This window comes from Oceanobacillus sp. FSL W7-1304 (assembly GCF_037969805.1).
Classification (GTDB): Bacteria; Bacillota; Bacilli; order Bacillales; family Amphibacillaceae; genus Oceanobacillus; species Oceanobacillus profundus.
In genome coordinates this window covers 2,495,798-2,521,651 of the sequence record NZ_CP150211.1, presented here as the reverse complement: position 1 = coordinate 2,521,651, position 25,854 = coordinate 2,495,798, and the positions used below count along the sequence as shown (strand labels likewise).

At 37.7% G+C, this 25,854-nt stretch carries 26 protein-coding genes; 23 read left to right on the top strand and 3 right to left on the bottom strand.

Annotation, left to right across the window (positions count from 1 at the left end; all coding sequences use genetic code 11):
- Positions 1–8 precede the first annotated feature (8 nt).
- From NYE61_RS12765 to uxaC, 6 genes are all read left to right on the top strand, one after another.
- Positions 9–1,193 carry a dihydrodipicolinate synthase family protein gene (locus NYE61_RS12765; RefSeq protein ID WP_303449529.1) on the top strand — a complete coding sequence of 395 codons (1,185 nt, stop codon included), beginning with the start codon at positions 9–11 and terminating at the stop codon, positions 1,191–1,193.
- A 20-nt stretch (positions 1,194–1,213) separates the two neighbouring features.
- Positions 1,214–2,038 (top strand): sugar phosphate isomerase/epimerase family protein, encoded by an 825-nt coding sequence (locus tag NYE61_RS12760; RefSeq protein ID WP_118890063.1) that lies wholly within the window; start codon positions 1,214–1,216, stop codon positions 2,036–2,038.
- A 181-nt stretch (positions 2,039–2,219) separates the two neighbouring features.
- Positions 2,220–3,236 carry a TRAP transporter substrate-binding protein gene (locus tag NYE61_RS12755; RefSeq protein ID WP_095313429.1) on the top strand — a complete coding sequence of 339 codons (1,017 nt, stop codon included), beginning with the start codon at positions 2,220–2,222 and terminating at the stop codon, positions 3,234–3,236.
- 55 nt (positions 3,237–3,291) lie between these two features.
- Positions 3,292–3,813, top strand: a complete 522-nt coding sequence (locus NYE61_RS12750) for a TRAP transporter small permease (protein WP_251660937.1) — start codon at positions 3,292–3,294, stop codon at positions 3,811–3,813.
- Positions 3,810–5,066 (top strand): TRAP transporter large permease, encoded by a 1,257-nt coding sequence (locus NYE61_RS12745; protein ID WP_303449525.1) that lies wholly within the window; start codon positions 3,810–3,812, stop codon positions 5,064–5,066. The genes NYE61_RS12750 and NYE61_RS12745 overlap by 4 nt, the downstream gene beginning before the upstream one ends.
- A gap of 299 nt (positions 5,067–5,365) precedes the next feature.
- Complete coding sequence (gene uxaC / locus NYE61_RS12740) at positions 5,366–6,766, top strand: glucuronate isomerase (protein WP_303449523.1); 1,401 nt, start codon at positions 5,366–5,368, stop codon at positions 6,764–6,766.
- Between the two features lie 182 nt (positions 6,767–6,948).
- On the opposite strand, the gene NYE61_RS12735 is transcribed toward uxaC, so the two are convergent.
- Positions 6,949–7,197 carry a hypothetical protein gene (locus tag NYE61_RS12735; protein WP_303449522.1) on the bottom strand — a complete coding sequence of 83 codons (249 nt, stop codon included), beginning with the start codon at positions 7,195–7,197 and terminating at the stop codon, positions 6,949–6,951.
- A 229-nt stretch (positions 7,198–7,426) separates the two neighbouring features.
- Between NYE61_RS12735 and NYE61_RS12730 the strand changes: the two genes are divergently transcribed.
- The 14 genes from NYE61_RS12730 to NYE61_RS12665 all read left to right on the top strand — a co-directional run bounded on the left by NYE61_RS12730 (position 7,427) and on the right by NYE61_RS12665 (position 23,173).
- Positions 7,427–8,791 carry a hypothetical protein gene (locus NYE61_RS12730; RefSeq protein WP_303449520.1) on the top strand — a complete coding sequence of 455 codons (1,365 nt, stop codon included), beginning with the start codon at positions 7,427–7,429 and terminating at the stop codon, positions 8,789–8,791.
- Between the two features lie 274 nt (positions 8,792–9,065).
- Complete coding sequence (locus NYE61_RS12725; protein ID WP_303449518.1) at positions 9,066–9,293, top strand: TRAP transporter large permease subunit; 228 nt, start codon at positions 9,066–9,068, stop codon at positions 9,291–9,293.
- Between the two features lie 265 nt (positions 9,294–9,558).
- Positions 9,559–10,419: an AraC family transcriptional regulator gene (locus tag NYE61_RS12720; protein ID WP_303449516.1), complete on the top strand. Its 861-nt coding sequence runs from the start codon at positions 9,559–9,561 to the stop codon at positions 10,417–10,419.
- Complete coding sequence (locus NYE61_RS12715) at positions 10,419–11,579, top strand: Gfo/Idh/MocA family oxidoreductase (protein ID WP_303449514.1); 1,161 nt, start codon at positions 10,419–10,421, stop codon at positions 11,577–11,579. Before NYE61_RS12720 ends, NYE61_RS12715 begins: the two co-directional genes overlap by 1 nt.
- An 86-nt stretch (positions 11,580–11,665) precedes the next feature.
- The gene (locus tag NYE61_RS12710) at positions 11,666–12,676 is read left to right on the top strand and encodes a Gfo/Idh/MocA family oxidoreductase (protein ID WP_303449512.1); all 1,011 of its coding nucleotides are present in this window, start codon (positions 11,666–11,668) and stop codon (positions 12,674–12,676) included.
- Complete coding sequence (locus NYE61_RS12705; RefSeq protein WP_303449510.1) at positions 12,673–13,533, top strand: sugar phosphate isomerase/epimerase; 861 nt, start codon at positions 12,673–12,675, stop codon at positions 13,531–13,533. Before NYE61_RS12710 ends, NYE61_RS12705 begins: the two co-directional genes overlap by 4 nt.
- 66 nt (positions 13,534–13,599) lie before the next feature.
- Positions 13,600–14,676, top strand: coding sequence for a Gfo/Idh/MocA family oxidoreductase (locus NYE61_RS12700; protein WP_118890073.1), 1,077 nt, complete (start codon positions 13,600–13,602; stop codon positions 14,674–14,676).
- A 565-nt stretch (positions 14,677–15,241) separates the two neighbouring features.
- Positions 15,242–16,720 (top strand): MFS transporter, encoded by a 1,479-nt coding sequence (locus NYE61_RS12695; protein WP_303449507.1) that lies wholly within the window; start codon positions 15,242–15,244, stop codon positions 16,718–16,720.
- A gap of 595 nt (positions 16,721–17,315) precedes the next feature.
- Complete coding sequence (locus NYE61_RS12690; protein WP_095313405.1) at positions 17,316–18,734, top strand: glycoside-pentoside-hexuronide (GPH):cation symporter; 1,419 nt, start codon at positions 17,316–17,318, stop codon at positions 18,732–18,734.
- A 266-nt stretch (positions 18,735–19,000) separates the two neighbouring features.
- On the top strand, positions 19,001–19,171 hold the full coding sequence (locus NYE61_RS12685) for a hypothetical protein (protein ID WP_303449504.1): 171 nt from the start codon (positions 19,001–19,003) through the stop codon (positions 19,169–19,171).
- The gene (locus NYE61_RS12680) at positions 19,146–20,174 is read left to right on the top strand and encodes a GNAT family N-acetyltransferase (RefSeq protein ID WP_303449502.1); all 1,029 of its coding nucleotides are present in this window, start codon (positions 19,146–19,148) and stop codon (positions 20,172–20,174) included. The genes NYE61_RS12685 and NYE61_RS12680 overlap by 26 nt, the downstream gene beginning before the upstream one ends.
- 509 nt (positions 20,175–20,683) lie before the next feature.
- Positions 20,684–21,358 (top strand): hypothetical protein, encoded by a 675-nt coding sequence (locus tag NYE61_RS12675; RefSeq protein ID WP_303449500.1) that lies wholly within the window; start codon positions 20,684–20,686, stop codon positions 21,356–21,358.
- The gene (locus tag NYE61_RS12670) at positions 21,358–22,581 is read left to right on the top strand and encodes an HlyD family efflux transporter periplasmic adaptor subunit (protein WP_303449498.1); all 1,224 of its coding nucleotides are present in this window, start codon (positions 21,358–21,360) and stop codon (positions 22,579–22,581) included. Before NYE61_RS12675 ends, NYE61_RS12670 begins: the two co-directional genes overlap by 1 nt.
- A 37-nt stretch (positions 22,582–22,618) precedes the next feature.
- Entirely contained in the window at positions 22,619–23,173 is a 555-nt protein-coding gene (locus tag NYE61_RS12665) for a hypothetical protein (RefSeq protein ID WP_303449496.1), read from the top strand.
- Between the two features lie 36 nt (positions 23,174–23,209).
- Here the strand turns inward: NYE61_RS12665 and NYE61_RS12660 are convergent, their stop codons facing one another.
- The gene (locus tag NYE61_RS12660) at positions 23,210–24,061 is read right to left on the bottom strand and encodes a YihY/virulence factor BrkB family protein (RefSeq protein ID WP_095313394.1); all 852 of its coding nucleotides are present in this window, start codon (positions 24,059–24,061) and stop codon (positions 23,210–23,212) included.
- A gap of 141 nt (positions 24,062–24,202) precedes the next feature.
- Between NYE61_RS12660 and NYE61_RS12655 the strand changes: the two genes are divergently transcribed.
- From NYE61_RS12655 to NYE61_RS12645, 3 genes are read left to right on the top strand one after another with little or no spacing between them, the layout of a single operon-like run.
- On the top strand, positions 24,203–24,685 hold the full coding sequence (locus NYE61_RS12655) for a DUF948 domain-containing protein (protein ID WP_095313392.1): 483 nt from the start codon (positions 24,203–24,205) through the stop codon (positions 24,683–24,685).
- The gene (locus NYE61_RS12650) at positions 24,682–25,116 is read left to right on the top strand and encodes a DUF948 domain-containing protein (RefSeq protein ID WP_095313390.1); all 435 of its coding nucleotides are present in this window, start codon (positions 24,682–24,684) and stop codon (positions 25,114–25,116) included. The genes NYE61_RS12655 and NYE61_RS12650 overlap by 4 nt, the downstream gene beginning before the upstream one ends.
- A 5-nt stretch (positions 25,117–25,121) precedes the next feature.
- Positions 25,122–25,349, top strand: a complete 228-nt coding sequence (locus tag NYE61_RS12645; protein ID WP_303449492.1) for a hypothetical protein — start codon at positions 25,122–25,124, stop codon at positions 25,347–25,349.
- 80 nt (positions 25,350–25,429) lie between these two features.
- On the opposite strand, the gene NYE61_RS12640 is transcribed toward NYE61_RS12645, so the two are convergent.
- Positions 25,430–25,846 carry a DUF948 domain-containing protein gene (locus tag NYE61_RS12640; RefSeq protein ID WP_095313386.1) on the bottom strand — a complete coding sequence of 139 codons (417 nt, stop codon included), beginning with the start codon at positions 25,844–25,846 and terminating at the stop codon, positions 25,430–25,432.
- Positions 25,847–25,854 lie beyond the last annotated feature (8 nt).

Below are 25,854 nucleotides of genomic sequence, written 5' to 3'. Positions count from 1 at the left end.
AGGTAGTGTTGGTGAATTCTATAAAATTGCCGAACAAAAACGGAGAGTTATATACGTATACACCACAAGATCCTGTTTCTGTTCATATACCAGAGGTCCCATTTAAAAGCCGTATTGTTTATTCGGCAGCGCATGTGGTTGCCAATCCGCTTGCAGATACAGACCCAATTCAAAACAGTAAAATTGATTGGGAAACAACTCTAAAATACCGCCACTATTTATGGTCTTTAGGTTTAGGCGTAGCCGAAGCAATGGATACTGCCCAACGCGGGATGGGGTTGTACTGGGAACATGCAAAAGAGTTAATAAGACAATCTGTAAAGGAAGCGAATTCTGTAAACGGATGGATCGCTTGTGGAGCTGGAACAGATCATTTGCTTCCACATCCAAGTTTAAAGCTAGAAGAAGTCGAAAGAGCCTACGCTGAGCAATGTGAATTTGTTGAGAAACAGGGTGGTCGTATTATCATGATGGCAAGCCGCGCCTTAGCTGCGTGTGCGAAGACTCCAGAAGATTATGAGCGCGTCTACCGAAATGTATTGAATGAGGTTTCCGAACCAGTCATCTTACATTGGCTTGGTGATATGTTTGATCCAGCATTAAAAGGTTATTGGGGTCATGAGGATGTCGATCAAGCGATGAATGTTTGTCTACAAGTGATTAAAGAGAACGAGAGTAAGATTGATGGAATTAAAATATCCCTACTGGATGATAAAAAGGAAATATTGATGAGGCGTCTTCTTCCTGATAGCGTCAAAATGTATACAGGGGATGACTTTAACTATCCTGACCTGATTAAAGGCGATGAACAAGGTTATTCTCACGCCCTACTAGGAATCTTTGATGCAATTGCGCCTGCAGCAGCAAATGCAATGCACGCACTGGATGCGAATAATATCGAACAGTATGATGCAATTTTAGAAAAAACCGTTCCATTATCGCGCCATATTTTCCAAAAACCGACGTATGCCTATAAAACTGGTGTTGTGTTTATGGCATATTTGAATGGCCATCAATCCCATTTTCGTATGATTGGTGGAGCAGAAGGGCAACGTTCCATCATTCATTTGTCTGACTTATTCGTGATGGCAGATGATGCAGGATTATTAAAGGATCCAGAGCTAGCTGCGGAAAGAATGAAAATTGTCCTGGCTCAAGCGGGTATCATGCAACCATCCAAGCAATTTATGTAACATAGTAGGAGGCGTAAGTAATGGCAGAAGACACATCCTTGTTAAAATACCTTAGTTTGAATCAAATTACAACGGAACAGTGGAACCTAAAGGAAGCAGCTATCGGCTGTGCACAAGCTGAAGTTCCATGGATATCAATATGGCGCCACAAATTAGAAGCACTCGGAATTGCAGAAAGTAAACGAATCATAAAGGGTACAGGTCTGAAGGTTTCAAGTCTATGCCGTGGTGGGATGTTTCCAGCAGCGACAGAGGAACAACGTCGGAAAAACCTAGATGATAATAAACGAGCAGTGGAAGAAGCCGCTGAACTTGGTACGGATGTGCTTGTACTGGTCTGTGGACCAGCACCTGATCGTAATATCGATTTATCTCGTCAGTGGGTAGAAGAAGGAATTGAACAACTTGTTCCATTTGCTGAATCCTGTGGTGTGAGACTGGGAATCGAGCCACTTCATCCGATGTATGCAGCTGATCGTTCCGTAATCGTGACACTTGGTCAAGCAAATAAAATAGCACAAGAATATTCACCCGATCAAGTTGGGGTTGTTGTCGATGTCTTTCATGTATGGTGGGACCCAGAACTATATAAACAGATTGCTCGTGCAAAGGAAAGGATTCTCGGTTTTCATGTATCGGATTGGAATGTGCCAATTACGGATACTTTTAAGGCCCGCCGAATGATGGGGGATGGGGTAATAGAAATTCGTCGTATAAGAAAAGCAGTTCAAGAAGCGGGCTATCATGGACCAATTGAGGTTGAAATCATGAATCAAGAACTATGGGATATGCCTGGGGAGGACGTACTTAAGCTTATGAAGAACAGTTTTGTAAAACATGTGTAAGGAAGGATGGAGAATAGTTTGATTCGCTATTCTCTTTCCTGCGTCCTTAAAGAATAATAGTGTTGACCTCGTATTAAAGGGCCTATTCATTTAAAAGTAAAGTAGTAGATTTGGTTTATTCGAAATGAATAAGACATTCCACTATTTGTAAGCGTTAACATTAGGACTGAGGAGGAGTTATATGAATGGTAAGAGAAAAGACATTATCGCTGGGGGTGCATTTTTAATATTGTTATTGATTGCTGTTGGTTTTGGTCATGATAATAAAGCTTTAAGTGAAGGTCATGGGAATTATACGATTAAGTTTGCACATGTTGTGACTCCCTCTGTAGCAAAAGGGAAAGCCGCAGAAAAATTTGCGGAAATGATTGAGGAAAGAACGGATGGTCAAATCAAAGTTGAAGTATATCCGGATTCACAACTAGGTAGTGATAGAGAAATAATCGAACATATACAAACAGGGACAGTACAAATGAATGCACCATTTACTGGTGTGCTGCCAACTTTTGTAAAAGAGTTTGAGATATTTGATTTACCTTTCTTATTTGAAAGTAGGGAAGAAGCTTATCAAGCTACTAATGGAGAATTAGGTGAAATATTAGGTGAAAAGCTAAAGTTGCAAGGTTTGCATTTACTTAATTTTTGGGATGGTGGTTTTAAACATCTTACAAATTCTGTACGGCCAATCGAAACACCGAAAGATATAAGCGGTTTAAAGATGAGAATATCACAAAGTCCTCTCCTAATAGCGCAATTCCAAGAAGTTAATGCTGGCGGTGTTTCTATAGATTTTTCCGAGTTATATACTGCCCTACAAACAAAAACGGTTGATGGACAAGAGAATCCGCTATCAAATGTTGTAAGTAAAAAGTTTTACGAGGTGCAAGATTACCTTACGTTAAGTGGACATGGATATATGGCATATCCTCTAGTAATTAGTAGCGATTTTTATAATAAACTCCCAGAAGATCTGCAAGTCGCTATAGATGAAGTCGCTCAAGAAGTTACCGATTGGCAATGGGAAGAAGCTTTAAAAGACGAGGAAGAGTACATGAAAGTGTTAAATGAGTCCAATATTCAAATAAATGAACTATCTTCAGAACAAAAGAAAGCATTCAGAGAGGCGATGTCTGGAGCCTATGATCAATTTAGTGAGATGGAAGGAAGTAACATATTGCTGAATATAATTGATAATTAATGATTTCACAACCTCAGCATGGTACTTTATTTTGTTTATAGAAGGTGGGATTTCTTTGGATAGAGTAAATAAAATTTTAAACCATATGGAAGAGTATTTTGCGGTGATTTCTCTTCTTATAGCTTCTTTACTTGTATTTATTCAAGTTGTTTTAAGATATGCTTTTAATAATTCTTTAGTGTGGTCTGAGGAAATTGCAAGGTATTTAATTATTTGGTTAGTTCTTATCGGTAGCAGTATTGCTGTGAGAGAGAAAGCACATGCAACTGTTGATGCAGTTGTAGCATTTTTACCACCATTACCAAAAAGGATTTTTTCCATTATTGCTAATCTGATGGGGATAGCCTTTTGTTTTATTCTTGTAAGATCTGGTACGATAACAGTTTCAAATGTAGTTGAATTCGGCAATGTTACTCCAGCCGTTGGAATTCCAATGGCAATCCCTTACTTATCACTTCCAATAGGCGGAGCCCTTATGCTTTACAGATTTATACAATTACTATTTGAGGATGTCGCAAGCCTAAATCAAATTAGAAAAGTGAAATCCTCGTCAGTAGAGGAGCGTGCAGAAAAATGATCATACTAATTTTTGTTATCTTGTTAATAATTGGCGCTCCTATAGCAATAGCAATTGGTTTATCTAGCTTTATTGCAATGATTCAAGAGGGAATGTCAATAGATGTATTTGCTAGAAATATCTTTTCGGGAATAGATTCTTTTACTTTAATGGCGATTCCATTTTTTATTTTTGCAGGAGATTTAATGTTAGTGGGCGGAACATCAAGGAGATTGGTTGACCTTGCAAAAAAACTAGTTGGATGGGTCACTGGAGGTTTGCCAATTGCTGGGGTTATATCTTCGATGTTCTTTGCATCGCTTTCTGGTTCAAGTCCAGCTACAGTTGCAGCAATTGGTGGTGTAATGATTCCCTCGTTGGGAGAATCAGGATATTCTCGTAAATTTTCCATCGGGTTAATGACTGCTGCGGGAACTCTAGGTATAATCATTCCGCCAAGTATAACTTTACTGGTATATGGTTCTTCTGCTGAAGTATCCATTAGTGATTTATTTATTGCAGGAATTATACCTGGTATATTTATTGGATTTGTTTTAGTTATTGTAAGTTTCATAATTGCAAAGAGAGAAGGTCATAAGCCAGAAGGTAAAGCTAGCTTACAAGAGTTATGGAGCTCTTTTAAATCAGCGATATGGGGTATCTTACTACCTGTAATTGTTTTAGGTGGTATCTATGTAGGTGTTTTTACACCTACGGAAGCAGCAGCCGTTGCGATTGTATATAGTTTGATAATTGGTTTCTTTGTCTATAAAGAAATGGACGTCAAAAAATTATTTGAAAGTACTAGAAAGTCTGTAGTCATTTCTTCAATGATTATGCTTGTAATTGCAGCGTCTAATGTATTTAGTTGGTACTTAACCTATGAGCAAATCCCTACAAAACTCGCATCTATTTTTCTTGAATATGCAAATACTCAAGTGATTTTTATACTAATGGTCATAATAATTCTGCTAATTGTAGGGATGTTTATGGACACAAGTGCAGCGGTTCTAATCTTTGTTCCTCTATTTCTACCGTTGGTTTACGAACTAGGAATAGATCCCATACATTTTGGTATCATTATGATCGTTACATTATCAATAGGAATGATTACCCCTCCGTTTGGATTAAACCTATTTGTGGCACAAGGGATAACTGGAGAGTCGCTTACACAGGTCATAAAAGGAGCGTTCCCATTTATCATTGTTTTAATTTTAACGGCAGTTGTAATTGCATTTATTCCACAGATATCATTACTTTTAGTTAATCTGTGAATCATTTTTAAATTAGTATAAATAACCGACCCCTCTTTGCAATGAATATTGCTCAACAAATGAGAAATATTCATTGTGAAGGGGGCTTTTGATTGCGCAGAAGCAAATCGAAACAAATTGGATATAGTGTCCATAGGGAAATCAAGGTTTTATTTTACTTTACACTTGAAAAATAAAGCGGTTACATATAGTATTATAATATAGTCATGTTTGTTTGTTTATCAAACAAATTATAAAACGGAAACAGATCGAAGGTTCATGTTTTAACTAATATATAAAGAATGAGAGGTTGATTGAAAATGAAAACGTTTATAACAGATGATTTTTTACTTTATAATGAGACAGCACGTGAGCTCTTCCATAATACTGCAAAGCATTTACCAATTATTGACTATCATAATCACTTGAACCAGCATGAAATTCTGCAGGATAAAAACTATTCGAATTTAGCTCAAGTGTGGTTAGGCGGTGACCATTATAAATGGCGTGGTATGCGTGCTAATGGGATTGCTGAAGATTATATTACTGGAAATAAAAGTGACTATGAGAAATTTCTTGCATGGTCAAAAACAGTGCCTAACACATTAGGGAATCCTTTATACCACTGGACACATTTAGAACTGCTACGCTACTTTGACATTGATGTGCTGCTTAATGAAGATTCTGCGCCAGCAATATGGGAAGAAGCGAATGCCAAGCTTCAGGCGCCAGAGCTATCAACTAGATCTTTATTAAGGAACAAAAATGTTGAATTTGTAGGAACAACAGATGATCCAACAGACGATTTAGAAGCACATAAAGCACTTGCTAAAGATGATTTCTCTGTAACTGTATCACCATCATTCCGTCCAGATAAGGGCTTAACTATTGAAAATGATGACTTTTTACCTTGGGTGGAAAAGCTAGAAAAAGCTGCAAATATGTCGATTGATAACTATGGTGCCTTTTTAGATGCGCTTGCGAATCGTGTCGATTACTTTGACGAGCAAGGCTGCCGTAGTTCAGATCATGGAATTAATGTGATTTTTTATGAAAAGGCGACGAGGGATGATGTTGCATCCATTTTTGCAAAACGTTTAAAGGGTGAAACGTTGTCTGCGAAGGAAGTCGAGCAGTTTAAAACATACACACTAGTTGTTCTTGGCGAATTATATGCAGATAAGGGATGGGTCATGCAGCTGCATATCAATCCATTACGTAATAACAGCACAAGAATGTTTAAGCATGTAGGGCCCGATAGTGGGTTTGATTCAATCGGTGACAACCTTCTTGCTGATAAATTATCTAATTTGCTGGATGCAATGGATATTCAGAATAAGCTTCCAAAGACAGTATTATATAGCTTAAATTCACGTGATAATAATATTCTTGCTGCAATGGCAGGGAATTTCCAAACGGATGAGGTTCCTGGAAAGGTTCAATTTGGAACAGCATGGTGGTTTAATGACACAATCGATGGAATGGAAGATCAGATGAAGACATTAGCCAATATGGGATTGATTAGTAACTTTATCGGGATGTTGACAGACTCAAGAAGTTTTCTTTCCTTCCCTAGACATGAATATTTCCGCAGGATTTTATGTAACCTGTTAGGAACGTGGGTAGAAGAAGGAAAGGCTCCCAAAGATATGGTGTTGCTTGAAACGTATGTTAGAAATATTTGCTATGAGAATGCGAAACGATTTTTTAGGGTTGGATAGTCTATCTCTTAAGTATATATAAATTTATTAGAAGAAAAATTTAAAAATTATCCTTTACGATTGAAGTAGCTATCTGTACTTCTATTGTAAAGGATTTTTTGTTATTTAATGGAATTAACAAAACTCGAATGGCATAAAGCACACTCGAGCTTAAATTGAACGTTAACGGTTTCCTTTATTCTCTATTTCCAGATTTCCAGCAATTCAGCAGCATAGGCATAAAGCTTTTCATACCCCTCTTTAGAGATAAAATCTTTATCATATTGCTGATGCAATTTTTTATTAAACTTTTTAACGTGCTGAACAACCTTTTTGGCATTTCCTTGATTTTCGAATTTTACTACCGGGTTTAATTGTGCCTGGAGGTAACGAGCAGCCCCATGATTCGCGAATTCTCCAGCTTCTGCTAGACGGTTAATTTCTTCGATCAATAGTGAGGCGCTTACATACGATAGACCAAATCCTAAAGCGTAGTCATCACCAACCTATAAAATAGAATTAATTGAGTATCTTCAATTCTAATTGATTGTATTTTTAATGAATAATCTTGAAATTGCTTGCGCTTACATATATGATAGATTTGTTTGATGTATAAACAAATAAATTGTTACTCAATTGAATTGACAATTGCTCAGAGGTGAGTAACGAAGGGAGGACATAATGAAACACCATCCAGTCTTTAGCTATTTATATATCTTCTATTCCAGTGTATTTATCATACATATCGTTAATGTGTTTATCGAAAGTGATTCCCTTAATTACATCATCGGAATATTCGCTTTAATGATGGTAGCAATATCATTCATCGGTGCATCTAATCTATTTAGAATACTTGGAGCGGCATTTATTTTAGTTGGGGGTATTGCTTTTTTAACATCAAATCACTCACTGCTAGAGATTCCTAGCTTGCTTACATCGAACATGTCACTTCTAACTCTCTTAGCAATGCTGCCATGGATGAACAGTGTTGTAAGAAGTGGCCGGTTTGATCGAAGTTTGAACAATCTACTAAACGTAAATGTTTCGGATTTGGGTAAGCTCTATCCACGTGGATCAATTACAACCCTTACCTTAGCAGCTTTCTTAAATTTATCAGCCGCAAATATTTCGCAAGATGTGTTAAAAGATAACTTACGCTCCTTGAATAAAAAGGTAAGAAATTCATTTGTTGGCACCGCGACACTTAGAGGTTATACATTAGCACTATTATGGAGTCCGCTAGAGATCTTATTAGCTGTATCGATTTTCACCACGGGAGCTGATTATGTTTCGTTATTGCCTTGGCTTCTGTTGATTGCAGGTATTACATTTCTACTTGATTCATTTTGGGGACGTTATCATTATAAGAAGTATTTCTATGACAATCCTGCGTCAGAAACGATAAGTATGAAAGAGATAGCAAAAAAAATTATTCATTTAATGTTTGCTCTTGTTGTATTTCTAACGCTTGTGATTACGTTAGGAAATCTATTTAATATAGATTTTATTTTTACAGTGACAATTATTATTTTTCCTTTTGCGTTTATATGGGCTCAACTTATGAAAAGAGGACGCAGTTTTTGGATAATTGGTTGGAATACATGGAAGCAGAAGACAAATGCAATGCAAAATTTTGTTGTTTTATTTATTACCTTGGCGTTCTTTGCGAATAGTATTAGTGACACATCGTTTTTAGAGTTTATTCAGCAGCCGGTTTTAGCTATTATCGATTATCCATTTCTTATTTTTATTGTAATTCAGCTCATTTTTATTTTTATGAGTATGTTTGGGGTACATCCAATTGCGACGATTGGAATATTAAGTGGAGTGATTGCTACTTTGCTTGAAACAATGAATCCTACCAGTCTTGCGATTGTTTTAACAACAAGCGCAGTTTCTACATTAACGGTCGGCTCTTATGGACTGGTTGTTCAGTTAACCTCGATGAACATTGGACAGAATCCGTACCGAATTACATTAAATAATATGCCATATGCGTTTATGTTTGGCGGGATAGGGTCAATAGTTGCATACCTGCTTTTGTAGTAAATGAAGCAGATAGTACAGGATAAATGTACTATCTGCTTTCTACTACCTAATAATCATAAAACTTAAACGGGAAACTGAAATATGACATTATTTTGTGTATAAAAAACCTTAAATAAAAACGCTTTCATTTATAATGAGATTAACATTTAGTTTGTTTGGCTAACAAATAATATTTAAGTGGGAATTAAATGAAAAAGAAAGCGTTGACATTAATCTCGGTTTTGTTGTTTGTAGCTATGTATTAGCGGCATGTGGAGGATCGAGCGCTGGAATGGATCCCGTTCATTTTGGAGTTGTATTAATTTTAGCCTTAGGTATTGGACTAGTTACACCACCAGTTGGTTCGGTGCTTTTCGTTGGTTCTGCTATTGGTCGAATATCGATAGAGAAGTCAGCAAAGGCCATGTTACCTTTCTATGGTGTTATGATTCTCGTGTTATTATTAGTTGCGTATATACCAGAGTTTTCGTTGTTCTTGCCAAATTTATTTGGACAATAAGAAGTCTAGCTTAGACACCACAAATCATCGTTTACACGGATGGTTTGTGGTGTTTTTTGGTAAGTCTTTTTCAATCTTTAAGTTCTGACATGAAAAATAGATATTATTGGCTAATTACAGACCCTTTTTGTTACGCTATTATCTAAGATAATTTTTAAAAAAGCACTCTCAGTCAATTTTTGATAAATAACAGACAGTTTAGGCTAATGCTATTATTATATCATTCATATAAAATTAAATTAGACCTCTGAAAGGAGTGGTCTGTTTGAACCAATCAATGATAGCGTTTTATCGAATGCGAGGTACGAATGAGCCATTTGACTACCACGCCCACGAAGAATATGAAATCTACTTCTTTCACGCTGGTACATGCCGTTATTTGATTCATAACCAAATATATGACTTGGAACCGGGGGATATTCTAATCATGGATGGGATGACATTGCATAAACCACATGTCCATCCAAATAGTGAGTATATTCGTAGTGCTGTTCATTTTTCACCAAAATGGGTGAAGTCTGTACTTGAGGAATTAGGAGCGATGTATTTATTAGAAGCATTTCAACGGCTGCACCACTGCTTAATTCGAACGAAGGAAAATGAAGAATCAAAGGCATTAGAGAAGCTTATTCAACAGCTCTCTGAATTAAGCCAGGTAACGAATCGCCAGGAGCTTCATCTAGAAACGGAGCTGAAAGTACTCTTACTCCAAGTGCTAATCAGTGTATATAATTTAGGCCAAAAGGATTCCAAGAAGCTAATCGACAAAAAGTCGGAAAAAGCGGAGCATGTTGAAAACATTTTGAAATATATTCAAGCGCATTATATGGAAAAATTAACAGTTGGATCGATTGCTGAGGCATTGAATTTAAGTAAGTCCTATGTTTCTCATTTATTCAGAGAAATGACGGGGTTTACAGTAATGGAGTATGTGATGGCATCCCGATTGACACAGGTGAAGTATTTACTGGAGATGGAACCAAAAAAGAGTATAAAGGAAATTGCGATTGAAAGTGGTTTTGAAAGCGCTTCGCATTTTAGTCGTTATTTTCGTGAACATGTAGGCATGACAGCGGGCGAATTTCGTCGCAAACGTCTAAAAATATATAGTGAGGAGAATGGATAATGGAAAAAGTAAGATTAGGTATTATTGGCTTAGGTGCACAAGGTGGGGCTTATGCAGGGTTTATTACTGAAGGAAGAGTACCGAATATGGTAGTTGGGGCAATTTGTGACATAGATCCTGATAAAAAAGCGTTGGCACAAGAGAAGTATCCAGATGCTCCTTTTTACGATAATTACATTGATATGTTGGAGAGTGGAGATGTAGACGCAGTTGTTACGTGTGTTCCACATTACCTCCATCCAGAAATGGGGATTGAATCACTAAAAAGAGACGTTCATGCATTGGTTGAAAAGCCAGCAGGTGTTTATACAAAGCAAGTTAAGGAACTAAATGACTTTGCTGCAACAAAGCCAGAGCTTACATTTGGCATCATGTTTAATCAACGAACTAATAAATTGTATCAAAAGGTTAAAGAAGTTATTGATAATGGTGAAATTGGAAATATCCGACGTACAAATTGGATTATTACGACTTGGTGGCGTCCACAAGGATATTATGATCAAAGCGCATGGAGAGCAACATGGGAAGGTGAAGGTGGAGGAGTTCTTGTGAACCAAGCACCACATCAATTGGACTTGCTTCAGTGGATTGCTGGTATGCCAAAGAAAGTTTACTCCAATGTAAAATATGGCTACCAAAGAGATATTGCTGTAGAAGATGAGGTAACAGCATTGCTTGACTATGGAAATGGTGCTACAGGTACATTTATCACATGTACACATGACATTATGGGTACAGACCGTTTTGAAATCCATGGCGATAAAGGGAAAATTGTTGTTGACGATAGTGAAACCGTTACAATTAAACGCTTGAAAACTCCTGAGTCGGAGATGAGTGCAACAATGGATATGCAGGACGTAATGCGAATTTTCATGGGTGCTGGTCCTGGAGAGATTTATGATGAAGAAGTAATAAAGTTTGAAAGTGTATGGGGAGAACAGCATACTTCAGTAATGGAGAACTTCGCAGCCAACATCCTTGAAGGAACACCATTACTTGCTCCTGGTAGCGATGGAATCAATGGTGTTGCACTAGCAAATGCGATTCACTTATCTAGCTGGTTAGGAAAAGAAGTAGAGTTACCAGTTGACGAAGACGAATACTTTGCTGCGTTAACGAAGAAAATCGAAGAAGAAAAGAAGAGCCCTATCCCAAAATAAGGAGATAGGATCGCTTATAGATAGAAAAACAAGGGCTCCCGCAGCCCTGTTTTTCTAATAAGCTTTAGTGAAGGGAGTACCAAATAATGCTGAAGGTAGCAGTAATTGGTTTAGGTGATATTTCCAAAATCCATATACCAGCTATAAAGGAGAATTCAAACGTAGCTTTAGTTGCAGTATGTGATACAAATACAAACTTAAAGGAATCGTTCCCAGATGTTCATTTTTATCATGACTATCATGAAATGCTAGAAAAAGAGGAATTAGACTGTGTCCATGTTTGTTTGCCACATCACCTGCACTACCCGGCTACAAAAGCATGTGTCGAAAAAGGGGTGCACGTTCTTTTAGAAAAGCCTCTTGCAAGAAATGCAGAAGAAGGTATGTTTTTAGCTGAATTAGAAGAACAGCATAAGGACGTTAAGATTTGCGTCGCTTTCCAAAATCGTTTGAATGAGTCATTTGAAGTGCTTCAAGAACTAATTCAGAGTGGAAAATACGGCAAAGTAACAGGAATAAAAGGGTTAGTAACGTGGTTCAGGCCAAAGGAATATTACGATGTAAAGCCATGGCGAGGAACGTTTAAGCTAGCGGGCGGTGGCGTCATGATTAATCAAGCTATCCATACGTTAGATCAAATGCAATTAGTTGGCGGGAAAATCGAAACGATACGAGGTTCGATCGATAACCTAGTTGACTATGGCTATGATGTCGAAGATACTGCGACAGCGAATATTCAATTTGCAAACGGGGCAACAGGATTGTTTTTTGCAACCGTCACAAATGCAACGAACTCATCGGTTGAATTTCAGGTAATTCTAGAAAAAGGAAAGTTAACAATTAAAGATAGTATCCTTACAAAAACAAATGAAGATGGAATAAAAGAAAGCGTAATAGAGGACAGTAAGCTTCCTGGATCGAAATTCTATTACGGTGCAAGCCATTCTAAATTGATAAATCACTTTTATACCTGTATTGAAAATGATACAGACAATTACATTCATGTCAAAGATGCACAGAAGTCCATGGAAATGATTAGTGCAATTCGCAGATCATCTGAAATTAAGAAAACGATAAAAATGGAGGTATACCAATGACAAAAGGCAAAATTGGCGTACAAATGATGATGCTCAAAGGTAAAGTCGAAGAGATCGGTGCATACGAGACAATGAAACGACTGCATGAACTTGGCTTTCGTGCTGTTGAGGTTTCGCAAATTCCGATGACAGTAGAAAATGTGCAGGCGTTAAAACAAGCAAGTGAAGAATTTAATATTGAAATTGCTGCACTTTCTGCTGGATTAGAGCCGATGCTGCCAGGTGCTCCAGGGGAAACATTAAGCAAGGACTTCGAAAAAATCGTGGAGGATTGTAAGACACTTAACTGTAACTATATACGTATTGGGATGCTTCCATTAAATGTAATGAGTGATAAAGATCAAATTCTTGCATTTATTGAACGTGCCGAAGCAATGGCTGAGAGATTAGCAGCGCATGGAATCGAATTATACTATCATACACACCATATTGAATTCCAAAAGTATGATGGTGAATACCTACTTGATATGATGAAAAACAATACATCAAAGCTTGGCTTTGAGCTCGATGTTCACTGGATTCAGCGTGCGGGAGTAAACCCGGTAACATTTATTCAAGAATACAAAGATCGAATTGCCTTATTACATTTGAAGGACTATCGAATTGGAAAGCTAGATGTGAACGAAGATGATTTAAAAGATATGGCTGCGTTTTTCCACAAGTTTACCAATCTCATAGAATTTGCTGAAGTAGGCGAAGGAAATTTGGATATTCCGGCAGTAATTGCAGCTGGTCTGGAAAGCGGAGCAAAATACTTCCTAATTGAACAAGATGATACGTATGGCAGAGATCCATTTGATTGTCTGCAAACATCTGCTGAAAATTTGAGAAAGCTTGGATACGCAGATTGGTTTTAACTGGGGGACTATAAGCTGATTATTACTTACGAGAGATTATATTTGACTTAAAGGAGCTGGTGAGATATGGGAAACGGAGATGGAATGAATTATGCGCCAAAAGGAAAGCCAAATCCTGTCGTTAAAGCAGGAGAGTTTCCAATTGCTGCTGCCGCATTAGACCATGGTCATATTAACGGGATGTGTAACGGTTTAATAGAGGCAGGGGCAACATTAAAATGGGTGTATGATCCAGATCCTGAAAAGGTGCAGAAGTTTGTTGAACAATTTCCTGAAGTAGAGGTGGCATCGTCACTCGAAACTATTTTACATGATGAATCGATTAAATTAGTAGCGGCAGCAGCCATTCCTTCTGAAAGAAGTGCTTTAGGAAACAAGGTTATGAAGGCTGGCAAGGATTATTTTACGGATAAAACGCCATTCACAACGATGGAGCAGCTTGAAGAAACGAAGCGTATCGTGGAGAAAACAGGACAAAAGTATATGGTTTATTTTAGCGAACGTCTTCATGTAGAAAGTGCTGTATTTGCTGGTCAGTTAATTAACGATGGGGCTATCGGCCGCGTTATCCAAGTGACAGGCTTTGGTCCTCATCGTCTAAACGCGGATAGTCGTCCCGATTGGTTCTTTAATAAAGAGCAATATGGAGGAATTTTATGCGATATTGGCAGCCATCAAATTGAACAATTCTTACACTTTACTGGAAATGAAAATGCGCGTATCTTGCATAGTAAAGTTGGAAACTATAACAATCCGAACTATCCTGAGTTAGAGGATTATGGAGATGCTACACTCGTAGGAGACAATGGAGCAACGTTTTACTTCAAGGTCGATTGGTTTACACCAGATGGTCTGTCCACATGGGGAGATGGCCGTACATTTATTACAGGAACAGAGGGTACGATTGAGATTCGTAAATACGTTGATGTAGCAAGAGAAGAAACAGGGGATCATCTTTACCTTGTTAACAAAGATGGCGAGAAGCACTATGCCCTATCCGGTGAAGTTGGCTTCCCATTCTTTGGTGAGTTGATCAAGGACTGTATTCATCGTACTGAAAATGCAATGACCCAAGATCATGCCTTTAAAGCAGCAGAATTATGCTTAAGAACACAAGAGGAAGCTGTAGTAATTACTAAATAGAGCTGGCCGTCCTGAATAGTATAGTTCGGGACGGTTTTTTGCTGTTTAGTGAGCGTAATTCCAAGCTCTTTCAGTTTTACTCAAATTTTGTTGCTCTTTGCGTTAATAGAGACGGGGGTTTTGTAGAAAATATTCCTCTTAAAATACTTGCTTAAATAGCTAAAAAAAATGCTTGTCATTTAAAGCGCTTTCAATTATAATCAAGAAAAGATTTTAGTTTTAGTTTGTTTGATGAACAAATAATATTGTATCGAAGGAGGGCAGTTTTGTTTATTGAATTAACTAATTTTTAAAATAATTATAAATGTTTAAAGTGAAAGAAAGTATTAACAGGTGTACTACAAAGACTTTTGTTTTTTCTCACATAAGATTGGAATCTAATGAAATACCAGCAAAGCCCCATAATTTCTGCATTATAAGACGTCTTCATTAGCTGAATATCGTTTAGTTAGTTTGCATGCCAAACAAACAAATAAATTTAAATTAGATTTTCTCTGTAATACCTGTAATTTCATAAAAAATCGACAATTTGAAAGCGCTTAATTATAGCTGAGGGGGAAATGAAATGGCAGATACAATAGTGGATAATGGAAAAGTTTACAACAGAGCGAAGATATGGCAAATAGGCCTTTTTGCATTAAACAATACGGCGACAAACCTTTATATGTTTATTCTCATGTTTGTTACCTATTATGCTACGGGAATAGCTGGTTTAGCAGTTGTAGCAGTAAGTACAGTTTTAACAGCTATGCGGATTTTCGATGGTATTACAGACCCTATAGTAGGTTTCATTGTTGATAAGTTGGAGTCTAGATTTGGGAAGTTTCGTCCGTTAATGATTTTGGGGAATATTATCTTAGCAACATCTGTTTTGCTAATGTATAATGTGACACATATATTGCCAGAGTCCATGCAATTTATATTCTTCGTGCTGATTTATGCACTATATGTAATTGGCTATACCTTCCAGACAACAATTACAAAAGCTGCTCAAACCGTATTAACGAATGATCCAAAACAGCGACCGCTCTATGCAGTTTTCGATGGGGTATATAATACAGTTCTGTTTACAGGTGGTCAGGTTTATGTTGCATCTTATTTGGTTGCAAAATATGGCGGCTTTACGATGGGGCTATTCACAGAATTAAATGCACTTGCATTAATTGCTTCTGCCATCTTTACAATTTTAGCAGCTATTGCAATCTCAGGAAAAGATCGTAAAGAATTTTATGGTTTAGCAGAAGACACAACAAATACAAGATTTCGTGATTACTGGAAAATTCTTAAAGGAAACCGACCATTACAATTGTTAAGTATTGCAACAACGTCAGACAAGCTGGCATTCTCCCTATTGAGATATTCTGTAGTTATGGTTATGTTGTTCGGAATATTATTGGGTGACTATGGGATGAGTGGCACGGTTTCCATGATAACAGTTATTCCGGTGTTATTAATAACATTTCTAGCTGTCGGGATCGCTAGAAAATCTGGAATGAGGAAATCCTTTATTCTATCATCCTGGATAACATTCCTTTCTTTTGTTGGTCTTATTGCATTATTCTTATTAATAGACGATCCAACCTCGATGTCACTTTCAAATATTGGTATAGGGATGATTCTATTCATTGTTTTATATACACTTGCACTTGGATTCGGCGGCGTTCCGTCAGCACTTGTTAATCCGATGATAGCCGATGTTTCTGATTATGAAACATCCAAATCTGGCCGCTATATACCTGGAATGCTAGGAACACTGTTTTCATTTATTGATAAGCTAGTGACTTCTTTAGCACCTGCAATTGTGGGGGGTGCTGTTGCAATGATTGGTTTTAAAAACGAATTTCCAACGATAGATGATCCATTAACAACACCACTGTTTACAATGACCATCTTATTAGCATTCGGAATTCCAGCCTTATTATTAGGAATATCTATTACAATGATGAAATTCTATAAACTGGATGATAAGAAAATGGAGGAAATTCAGGCTACAATTGCAGAAATGAAGGATAAGCCTAAAAACATTGAAGACCCAGCAATATAATACACTTTGTTAAAAATAAATAATAGATGAATGCTGTTCACTACTTGTGATCAGCATTTTTTGCATGAGCTATTAATAAATTTGAATCATGTGTCGATACATTGTGGGCAATAACTTTTATTCATTAATAGTGGTAAGTAAATAATCCTGGGTAGTTTTACGCTTCTATAAAATTCAGACGTAACCATTTAGTCACAAAAAACAGAAAAAAAGCACTTGATTTTACAAGCGCTTACATGTAAAATAATATTTAGTTAGTTTAGTAGACAAATTAATAAGAAGACAAATATAATGAAATTAATTTTAAAATTGCATATATTGAAAGCGATTTAGTTATTGGTTTGTTAAATAGAGGCATAGAGTTAATAAATAACCCCCCGTATGGCTTGCTTAACCAGAACCAAATCATTCTTCCTTTTTAGTTTGTTTATAAAACAAAATAATTATTTACATATAGAACATGTAACTATTCATAGTATTCGGGTATGGAAGATTCGCTATTATGAAAGCGGTTTTATGTTGTGGATACGATACTTAGGTAGGTTGAGAAGTTAAAGATAATCTTCAATGAATCAAATTCTTAGGAGGAATTAAAATGAGTCAAGCTGCATTAAAAACACCTGAACAATCACCAAACGAGCTAAAACCATCCGTACGCCCATTTGGGATGAGAGACAAGATAGGTTATTTATTCGGTGATTTTGGAAACGATTTCTCATTTATTCTTGTAAGTACATTCTTAATGGTATACTATACCGATGTCTTCGGTATCAGTGCTGCAGCAGTAGGTACACTTTTCTTAATTGCCCGATTGTGGGATGCGGTTACAGATGTTCTTTGGGGGCGTTTTATCGACTCGAGGAAGACAACACCAAAAGGGAAATTTAAGCCTTGGATCTTTCGAATGTCATTCCCTCTCGCGATAACTACGGTGTTACTTTTTGTTCATATTCCTGGTATGGGCGATGGCTTTTATTTAGCTTATGCGTATGTTACCTATATGGCGTGGGCGGCACTATACGGAACGGTAAACATTCCATATGGTTCTATGGCTTCCGTTATGTCTAGCGATTCCACTGATCGTGCATCACTATCTGGATGGAGAACAACGGGTGCGATGGCTGCGAACCTTATAATTAGTGCAGGTGCACCACTCATCGTATTTGTGAATAATGAAGTTTCTCCAAGTCGCTTATTCACGGTGGCTGTCATATTTGCCGTTTTAGCTATTGCATGTTATATGGCTTGTGTAAATTTATCAACAGAACGTATCCAGCAACCAGAGAAAAAAGCTGGTGAAAAACTCAGTTTTGCGACAACGGCTAAAGGTCTTTTGAAAAATAAGCCATTAATTACGCTCTTGATTGCTTCCTTATTATTTATGTTGACCATGATGCTTGTTGGTTCCATTAACGTATTTTTATTCAAAGACTACTTTGAAAATGCAGCCCTTTTAAGTATATTTAGTTTACTTCAAAGTGGTGCCGTATTTCTTGCAATGCCAGCCCTGGCACCGCTCGTAAAGCGTTTTGGTAAAAAAGAGCTTGGTGCAGCTGGGATGTTAATAGCGGGTATTGCTTATTTAATACTATATTTAATTCCAAATATATCTTTACCACTATTTTTCACAATCAATGCTATTGGGCTTTTCGGATTTGCGTTTTTACAATTAATTATCTGGGCCTTTGTTTCAGATGCAATTGACTATCAGGAGTATTTAACTGGTTCTCGTGAAGATGGTACGGTCTATGCGGTGTATTCCTTCGCACGAAAAGTGGGACAGGCATTTGCAGGAGGACTAGCAGGATTTGCACTTACATTTGTCGGCTATAATAATGCAGCTACCGTGCAAGCACAAGAGGTGAAGGATGGAATTTATACAGTGGCAACACTGACACCAGCTATTACGTACTTTGTAGTATTCCTTATTCTCGTATTCTTCTATCCATTAAATAAAAAACGTACGAAACAACTCGAACTTGATTTAGCGGAGAAGCGAGAAACAATACAGTAAGGCGATTTAATAGTGGTCCTCACTTAGGTGGGGACTTTTGTTTTAGGTTGTTTTTTAGAATGCAACAGTATAACAATAGGCTAATGCGCAAAAATCTAAATTTAGAAGTAGTTATCCACATAAACCAAGTAAGTTTGAATTTAATTATCCTCCTCTATATACCCGATTACTTTTCAAACATCTCCACCTCCAATTAAATGATTAGCCACCCCTTACATTTTCCTAGTATGATAGAGTAAGACATCGTGTATAAGGAGGATGTACATATGAATCCAATTAAAGAGTTATCTCCAGCTGATTATAACAAGATTTTTGAGTTATCTCAGTTTGCTTTTCAATATAAATTATCAGAAGCCGATTTATTAAAGAAGAAGGAAGAGGCTGATCGACATACCATTTGGGGATGGATGGATGGAGGAAGAGGAGATTGCTGCTAAGCTCCATTTAATACCACTTTCTGTATATATAAATGGTAAGACCTTTGATATTGGTGGTATTAGCTCTGTGGCAACATGGCCAGAATACCGCAGAAATGGAATGGTAAAGGATCTGCTTGCTCATGCCTTAAAATATATGAAGGAAAATGGGCAAACCTTGTCATATTTACATCCATTTTCGGTTCCATTTTATCGGAGATTTGGCTGGGAAGTTGCATTTGATGAAAAACACTATACCATTCCAATGGAAGCATTAAAACAGAAATGGGATACAGCTGGCTGCGTCCGAAGAACTCCCGTGAATATCGAACTTTTTCACACTATTTATACTGATTTCGCCAAGCAATTCAATGGAGCACTCACTCGTGATGAAAAATGGTGGAAACAGCGTGTTTTAGCAAAGGGTACGATGATGGCAGTTTGTTACGATGATAGTAATCAAGCAGAAGGATACATATTCTACAATGTAAAAGATAAACAATTTGAAGTAAAAGAATTTGTATATCTGTCATTAAACGGTTGGAAGCTGCTTCTGAATTTTATTGCTAATCATGACTCCATGGCAAATGAGGTCAAGATGGTGGTTCCTGAAAATGATAAATTACCATTATTGATCGATGAGCCACGCTTTAAGCAAACAATTGAACCATACTTTATGGCGCGTATTGTTGACGTGCCAGGATTTTTGTCAATCTATCCCTTTGAGGAATTACCAGACGTTTCCATGCAGCTACATGTAGAAGACAGTTTTGTACCAGAGAATAGTGGGACTTATGAAATAAGTGGAACAGACGGTAATGTAACGATTTCCAATTTGAACACGAATCTAAGTGGAAGTGAAGGAATGCATTGTACGGTCCAACAGCTCACCTCCATGTTGCTCGGTTATAAACGTCCACAAGAGCTAGCAGAATTGGAGCTAATTTACGGAGATAGGCATACGATTGAAAAAATAGAAAAACTTATCCCGATGAAACAGACGTTTTTTGCGGATTATTTCTAAGGATGTAGAAACACTTGTGAAAACCGGTATGTCTACTGATATAGCGGTTTTCATTAATCAGTTACTGTAAATATCCGAAAATAAGACACCTCCCCATCCGGTTATAGCGCAAAACGCAAAAATAAGACACCTCCCCATCCGGTTATAGCGCAAAACGCAAAAATAAGACACCTCCCCGTCCGGTTATAGCGCAAAACGCGAAAATAAGACACCTCCCCATCCGGTTATAGCGCAAAACGCGAAAATAAGACACCTCCCCGTCCGGTTATAGCGCAAAACGTGAAAATAAGACACCTCCCTGATCTGCTATAGCACGAAACGTAAAAATAAGACACCTTCCCGCCCACTACCGCCCGAAACCTAAACTACCGCACCACACCAGCCCTTCCAGCCACCCAACATAGGGACTAATGTCCTGTTATGAGTCAGAAAAGACAAAATTCATAGAATTTCTTCAAATTGTAAGTTAAAATAAAGTCATTACGGCAAGAAGAAAAGGAATGGGGTTTATGACATATCGTGTTCATTTATTTAGGCTCCTCTTTTCGATGGAGGACGATTTATTTCGCATAAAAAAAGCAGAACGCATAGAGCAGTTGTGGAAGGTGAACGTTGTCCTTGTTGTTGCTGCAATCGCAATTTATCTTTGGATGGCATTCCTTGGATTAGGAACAGAACGTATTTCAGGTATTGCGGTAACACTAAGTGATACGGCTTATGAAACAAGTAAGCTATGGTTCATACTAGGCAGAGCACTCTATGCGATTTTGTTTGCAGCATTTATCTTATTTTTTCCGAGCCTTTTGTTCTACCTGCTCACTGGAATACCATATCAAAAGCTAGTTATTATGCAGCAGGTTGTCTTGGTTGTCATGTTAATGGAACGACTGCTTTGGATTCCACTTGTTATTTTTGTTGGGTTAAACTGGCAGGTGTCACCATTATCATTAGGAATTATCGCCTCTTACATAACGGAAATACCTTGGGTGATTCTCTTTTTTGGAGCCATTACATTATTCCAATTATGGATTATTTGGTTTCAAGTAAAATATATCTCTGCTTTTTCGGAGATGAAACAGTACGTCATCGCTATAAACGTTATTTTATTGCATTTTCTTGGCTGGTGTCTTACAGCGCTTATTGCCATGGGTGATTCTTACATATTAGGCGGGTGGTTTGGGTGATGCGTAAGAGACTGATTCTCATAATGATGATTCTTTTCATCGCTGTAAACTTTCTGCTGGTATTCCTGGACGATGAAGGAAAAGTGGAACGGACATCGTATGTGAATGAATGGACGAAGAGTTTTGAAAAAGATATGAGGGAGAAGATTTTTAAGCCTGGTGTGCTTCGCGCTGTTGGGGAAGAGCATGTTTACTTCGACAAACAGCTTGGAAGCTTTCAGGAATTTCTTGTCGAAGAAGGAGAGCAGGTAAATGCCGGTGATGCATTATATACATACCTCGTTCATGATTATTACGAAATGGAAACTAATTTGATGAATCAAGCCGATCAAATTCAGGGAGAGATTTCGGCAATTGAACAAGCGATTTCGCAAATGGAAATGTATCAGATCCCGTCTGATGAGATTGGTTCGCCACATGCCGTCAGCATTACGGAGGAGTTAATTGAAGTCGAGTACCCGCAAACGTCGATTGAAGCTGATTTGCTGAAGGAGCAATTTCTTGTCGAACAAGAGTTGGAGCTGTCACAAAAAAATGCTCAGCTTCAGACGATTAATAATCAATTAGCCGAGCTGCGGACAACAGGGGATACTCTAACAGTAGAAAGTCCTTATGAAGGGACAATTAGTCAGCTGCATGTAAATCTGGATGATCCCGTAATTACGATTCAAAATAATAATGTGCTTGCAGTCGGTGAATTGACAGAGCAAGAGCGGGCCCAGATGGAGGAAGGGCGGGCCGCTGAAGTAGCTGTTCATGAAATAGGTACTCGCTTAGATGGAGTCGTCGAGGAAGTTAGTAAATCACCAAATGAGATCGAAATCGAAAAAGAAAGTATCTATCCTTTCAAGGTTGCTTTTGAAACAGGAGATGATGCAGAGGAATTGCTTCCAGGCTATCACGTAGATATTGCCATTACAATGGATGAGTCACTAGGTGCAACGGTGCTTTTTGAGAAAGCAATTTTTGCGGATGCTGTTTGGAAAATGACGGAAGAAGGAAGAATCGAAAAAGAAAGCATTGAAAGAGGTCTGCATGTAGAAGATATTGTAGAGGTAGCTGATGGAGTAGAGCGGGGGGAATTCGTTGCTGTTAAACAGTCAAACTCTTTTCAGCACGGTGCTCAATTCATTACCCCACTACAAACGAAGCAATTAACAAAAGAATCGTTTAAGGATGCGAAGTGGCTGGAGTCTTTTATAACAGGCTTATTGTCTAGGTAGCGGTATAGAAATGTAAAATCGGAAATGAGGTTACCTTATGAAGATCCATCATTCTTTAATTAAAATAGGGGAACAATTAGATGAGAAGAATCTAGAATGGGCACTTGGCGGCTCTCTATTATTGAATCACTACCGAATAGCTGATTCACCAAATGATATCGATTTATTGATTGCAGAAAAGGATATCGATCCTATCAGGTATGCGATGAGTCGGGTTGGGAAAGAGAAAACAGCTTCTAGAAAGGATCCATTTCGCACAACCTACTTTTATCAATACGAGGTAGATGGTGTTGGGGTTGATGTAATGGGGAACTTCGCTATCGAACATGATCAAGGGATTTATCAATTGGTCTTTGATGCAAATCACATTGTTGGAAGAAAAAATATTCAAGGCGTTTCGATTCCTTTGGCAGCATTGGAGGATTGGTTTGTTTTATATCAGTTAATTCCAAATAAGCAAGAAAAGGCAAAACGAATCGAGAAATATCTTCAATCAAATCCTGTTACACGTCCTGATTTATTGCATAAAGCAATGGAACAACCTTTGCCTTTTAAGGTGCGAGAAAGTATTAATGCTATTCTCCGTCGGTAAATGAAGGCTTGGAGATATGCTCCAAGCCCATTCGTACTATATATTTGCAGCCTTATGAATTTCTTTATTCTCCCTCGTTGCCTTTTGGTGGTACATCACACTAAGGAGAGCACCAACGAGGAGAATGATAGCCGTTAAGAAAAACCAAATCATTAAGACGATGATTCCTCCAAGACTTCCATATGTGGCAGAGTAGTTTCCGAAATTACCTACGTAGATGGAAAAACCAAATGAGATAACCTGCCACAGAATGCTTGCTCCTATTGCACCAGGGAGTATATGCTTAAATGGGATTCTTTTATTTGGTGCGAATCGATAGAGACACATGAGCAATACAGTAATAATAATGAGACTAATTGCATATCGTAACACTTGCAAGAGCCATGTCATTTCGGCGTTTATGCCAAGCAATGAAATAGTGAACTCTAAAAGAACATCACCGAACACAGGTAGTAAAATAGCGGTAACCACTGCTAAAATTAAGCTTAGAGTTAACCCAAAAGCAATGAGACGAACAACGATAAAGGATCGGGTTTCTTCGACATCATATGCTTCGTTCGATGCTTTAATAAACGCATTAATTCCATTTGACGCAGACCAGAGCGCACCAATAATACCGACGGTTAACAGACCTCCGCGTGGTGTTGCTACGAGACTGACGATGTTTTCTTCAAAGACAGAAACGAGCTCACCAGGGATGATAGAGCCAATAAATTCCATCGCATCATCAGGACTGATTTGAAAATAGGGAATAATAGCGAATGCTACGATTAACAGCGGAAAAATAGCTAAAAGAAAATAGTATGCTAAAGATGCGGCAAGTAACGTAACATTTTGTTCGTTGAATTTCTTCATAAATTCTTGTGAAAATTGTTTAACAGTAGCCATTGGGAATCCTCCAATTCGTTCGTTACTTTCTCTATACCCATGATTTGCTCTTATCAATCTTCTGGATCTGCGCGTAAACGTTTTATTTATTAGGTCGCGTGGTATAATATAGTAGTGTTAAATAAGGAGGGACCATTACATATGGAAATCTTTTACGTCAGTATTTTGTTCGTTTCGATCGCCTTTGCAATTGTTGCCATTTATCTATCCTTTGTATTAAAACGTGTTGCAAATATGGTGAAAACGCTCGGAACATCGCTAGGAGAACTTGAGAGAGAATTAGAATACATGACCCCACATCTTACGAAAACATTAAATGAATCAAGTAAACTGGTTGATGACATACGGGAAAAGATAAATGCTACAGATAGTGTTTTTGACTCTGCAGAAAATGTCGGAAAATCAGTCATATCATTGAATGAAGTCTATGATGAAAAAAGCAAACAGCTATCAGAGCAAAAATTAGAACAAAAAATGAAGCCTTTTGTCGCAGGAATGACATGGAGTGAGGTTGCCATACAGTTGTTTTCAAAATGGCAAAAGGGAACAAAGGAAAAAAATGAATTGATGGTACAGCATACGGAAGTTGTTCCGGTAAATACAGGAAAAGAGGGATCAAGATGACGTTAGTTGGGATTGGTGTACTACTTATTGGAGTGGCGTTTCTTGTTTTAGCGTTCTTCATTGGACATGCTTTGAATAACCTTGCAGGTGTCCTGGGTGGAATAGATAAGACTGTAAAAGAGCTGCCAAAGCAATTGGATGATGTATTTAAAGAAACAGGTAATATGATTAATGAAAGTAATCAAACGTTAGTAGATGTAAATGACAAGCTAAAGCATTTAAGCCCGCTATTTTATGTGATTGGTGATGTCGGAAATGTTACGCGTAAATTCTCTTCTTCACTAGTAGATGTAACCGACTCAATTAAGACGAAAACAGAAGGCGGTAAGGAAGTTGCAGAAAGCAATAAGCTTGGGGGCGTCTATGGCACCTTTGCCTTAGGATACTACTGGCTTAAAAAGCGTCAGGAACTGAAAAAAGCAAAAGGGTGAACAATATGAGAGAAGGCAAAAGGAATTTCGCCATGCTTGCAAGCGCTGTTGCAGGAGTTTCTCTTGGCTGGCTGGCGGTCGACTATTTATCGAAAAGGCAAGAGCAAGGAGAAGATAAGTCGGTTTTTGAGCGCGTGAAAAATTTTGAAAAGAAACTCTATGCGGATGGAGCAATGCGGGCGAATGATATCGAGCGCATTAAGCAAGAAGTAAACGATAAGATTGTTAAATAATCCCTCTAGAGAAATAATAAGAGACGAGTCGTTAAAAAACGACTCGTCTCTTATTTAATTTCAAGTTCTTGTATTTAGAGTTACTTCCTCGCTTTTTGAAAAAGAAAAAAACCAAGCGTTAATGCTCCGTATAGTCCCTCAAGGTTTTTTCTTGTTGCAAAATCATTGGCTTGCTGTGTATTTTGCTTCATATCTTCAACTGCATCCACCATTTTTGATGACAGCTGGTTAGCAGCATGTCCAGCATCCCCAACGATTTGGAAGATGGGGCTTAAATGTTTAACCTGACTATTTACCTGATGAAGTGTATCAATTCCTGTTCCGATTGCTTCTGTTGTTTGGGAAGTTACATCATCCACTGTTTTTGGAAGCTTATCCGTTGTCTTCTGTAAGCTATTTAAAACACTTGCAAGCTTGTTCAATGGTTTAATAAGGAAAACAACCAATCCAATAAATGCAACTCCTATAATGATTAAACCAATACCAATCCAAATCATACCGTTTT

Excerpts from the sequence above, each read along its gene's own strand:
- NYE61_RS12640 (WP_095313386.1), bottom strand. The coding sequence starts at position 25,846 with ATGATTTGGATTGGTATTGGTTTAATCATTATAGGAGTTGCATTTATT.
- NYE61_RS12745 (WP_303449525.1), top strand. The coding sequence starts at position 3,810 with ATGATCATACTAATTTTTGTTATCTTGTTAATAATTGGCGCTCCTATA.
- NYE61_RS12655 (WP_095313392.1), top strand. The coding sequence starts at position 24,203 with ATGGAAATCTTTTACGTCAGTATTTTGTTCGTTTCGATCGCCTTTGCA.
- NYE61_RS12710 (WP_303449512.1), top strand. The coding sequence starts at position 11,666 with ATGCTGAAGGTAGCAGTAATTGGTTTAGGTGATATTTCCAAAATCCAT.
- NYE61_RS12650 (WP_095313390.1), top strand. The coding sequence starts at position 24,682 with ATGACGTTAGTTGGGATTGGTGTACTACTTATTGGAGTGGCGTTTCTT.
- NYE61_RS12700 (WP_118890073.1), top strand. The coding sequence starts at position 13,600 with ATGGGAAACGGAGATGGAATGAATTATGCGCCAAAAGGAAAGCCAAAT.
- NYE61_RS12675 (WP_303449500.1), top strand. The coding sequence starts at position 20,684 with ATGACATATCGTGTTCATTTATTTAGGCTCCTCTTTTCGATGGAGGAC.
- NYE61_RS12705 (WP_303449510.1), top strand. The coding sequence starts at position 12,673 with ATGACAAAAGGCAAAATTGGCGTACAAATGATGATGCTCAAAGGTAAA.
- NYE61_RS12725 (WP_303449518.1), top strand. The coding sequence starts at position 9,066 with ATGGATCCCGTTCATTTTGGAGTTGTATTAATTTTAGCCTTAGGTATT.
- NYE61_RS12685 (WP_303449504.1), top strand. The coding sequence starts at position 19,001 with ATGAATCCAATTAAAGAGTTATCTCCAGCTGATTATAACAAGATTTTT.
- NYE61_RS12665 (WP_303449496.1), top strand. The coding sequence starts at position 22,619 with ATGAAGATCCATCATTCTTTAATTAAAATAGGGGAACAATTAGATGAG.
- NYE61_RS12755 (WP_095313429.1), top strand. The coding sequence starts at position 2,220 with ATGAATGGTAAGAGAAAAGACATTATCGCTGGGGGTGCATTTTTAATA.
- NYE61_RS12690 (WP_095313405.1), top strand. The coding sequence starts at position 17,316 with ATGAGTCAAGCTGCATTAAAAACACCTGAACAATCACCAAACGAGCTA.
- uxaC (WP_303449523.1), top strand. The coding sequence starts at position 5,366 with ATGAAAACGTTTATAACAGATGATTTTTTACTTTATAATGAGACAGCA.
- NYE61_RS12660 (WP_095313394.1), bottom strand. The coding sequence starts at position 24,061 with ATGGCTACTGTTAAACAATTTTCACAAGAATTTATGAAGAAATTCAAC.
- NYE61_RS12760 (WP_118890063.1), top strand. The coding sequence starts at position 1,214 with ATGGCAGAAGACACATCCTTGTTAAAATACCTTAGTTTGAATCAAATT.
- NYE61_RS12680 (WP_303449502.1), top strand. The coding sequence starts at position 19,146 with ATGGAGGAAGAGGAGATTGCTGCTAAGCTCCATTTAATACCACTTTCT.
- NYE61_RS12715 (WP_303449514.1), top strand. The coding sequence starts at position 10,419 with ATGGAAAAAGTAAGATTAGGTATTATTGGCTTAGGTGCACAAGGTGGG.
- NYE61_RS12670 (WP_303449498.1), top strand. The coding sequence starts at position 21,358 with ATGCGTAAGAGACTGATTCTCATAATGATGATTCTTTTCATCGCTGTA.
- NYE61_RS12695 (WP_303449507.1), top strand. The coding sequence starts at position 15,242 with ATGGCAGATACAATAGTGGATAATGGAAAAGTTTACAACAGAGCGAAG.
- NYE61_RS12730 (WP_303449520.1), top strand. The coding sequence starts at position 7,427 with ATGAAACACCATCCAGTCTTTAGCTATTTATATATCTTCTATTCCAGT.
- NYE61_RS12645 (WP_303449492.1), top strand. The coding sequence starts at position 25,122 with ATGAGAGAAGGCAAAAGGAATTTCGCCATGCTTGCAAGCGCTGTTGCA.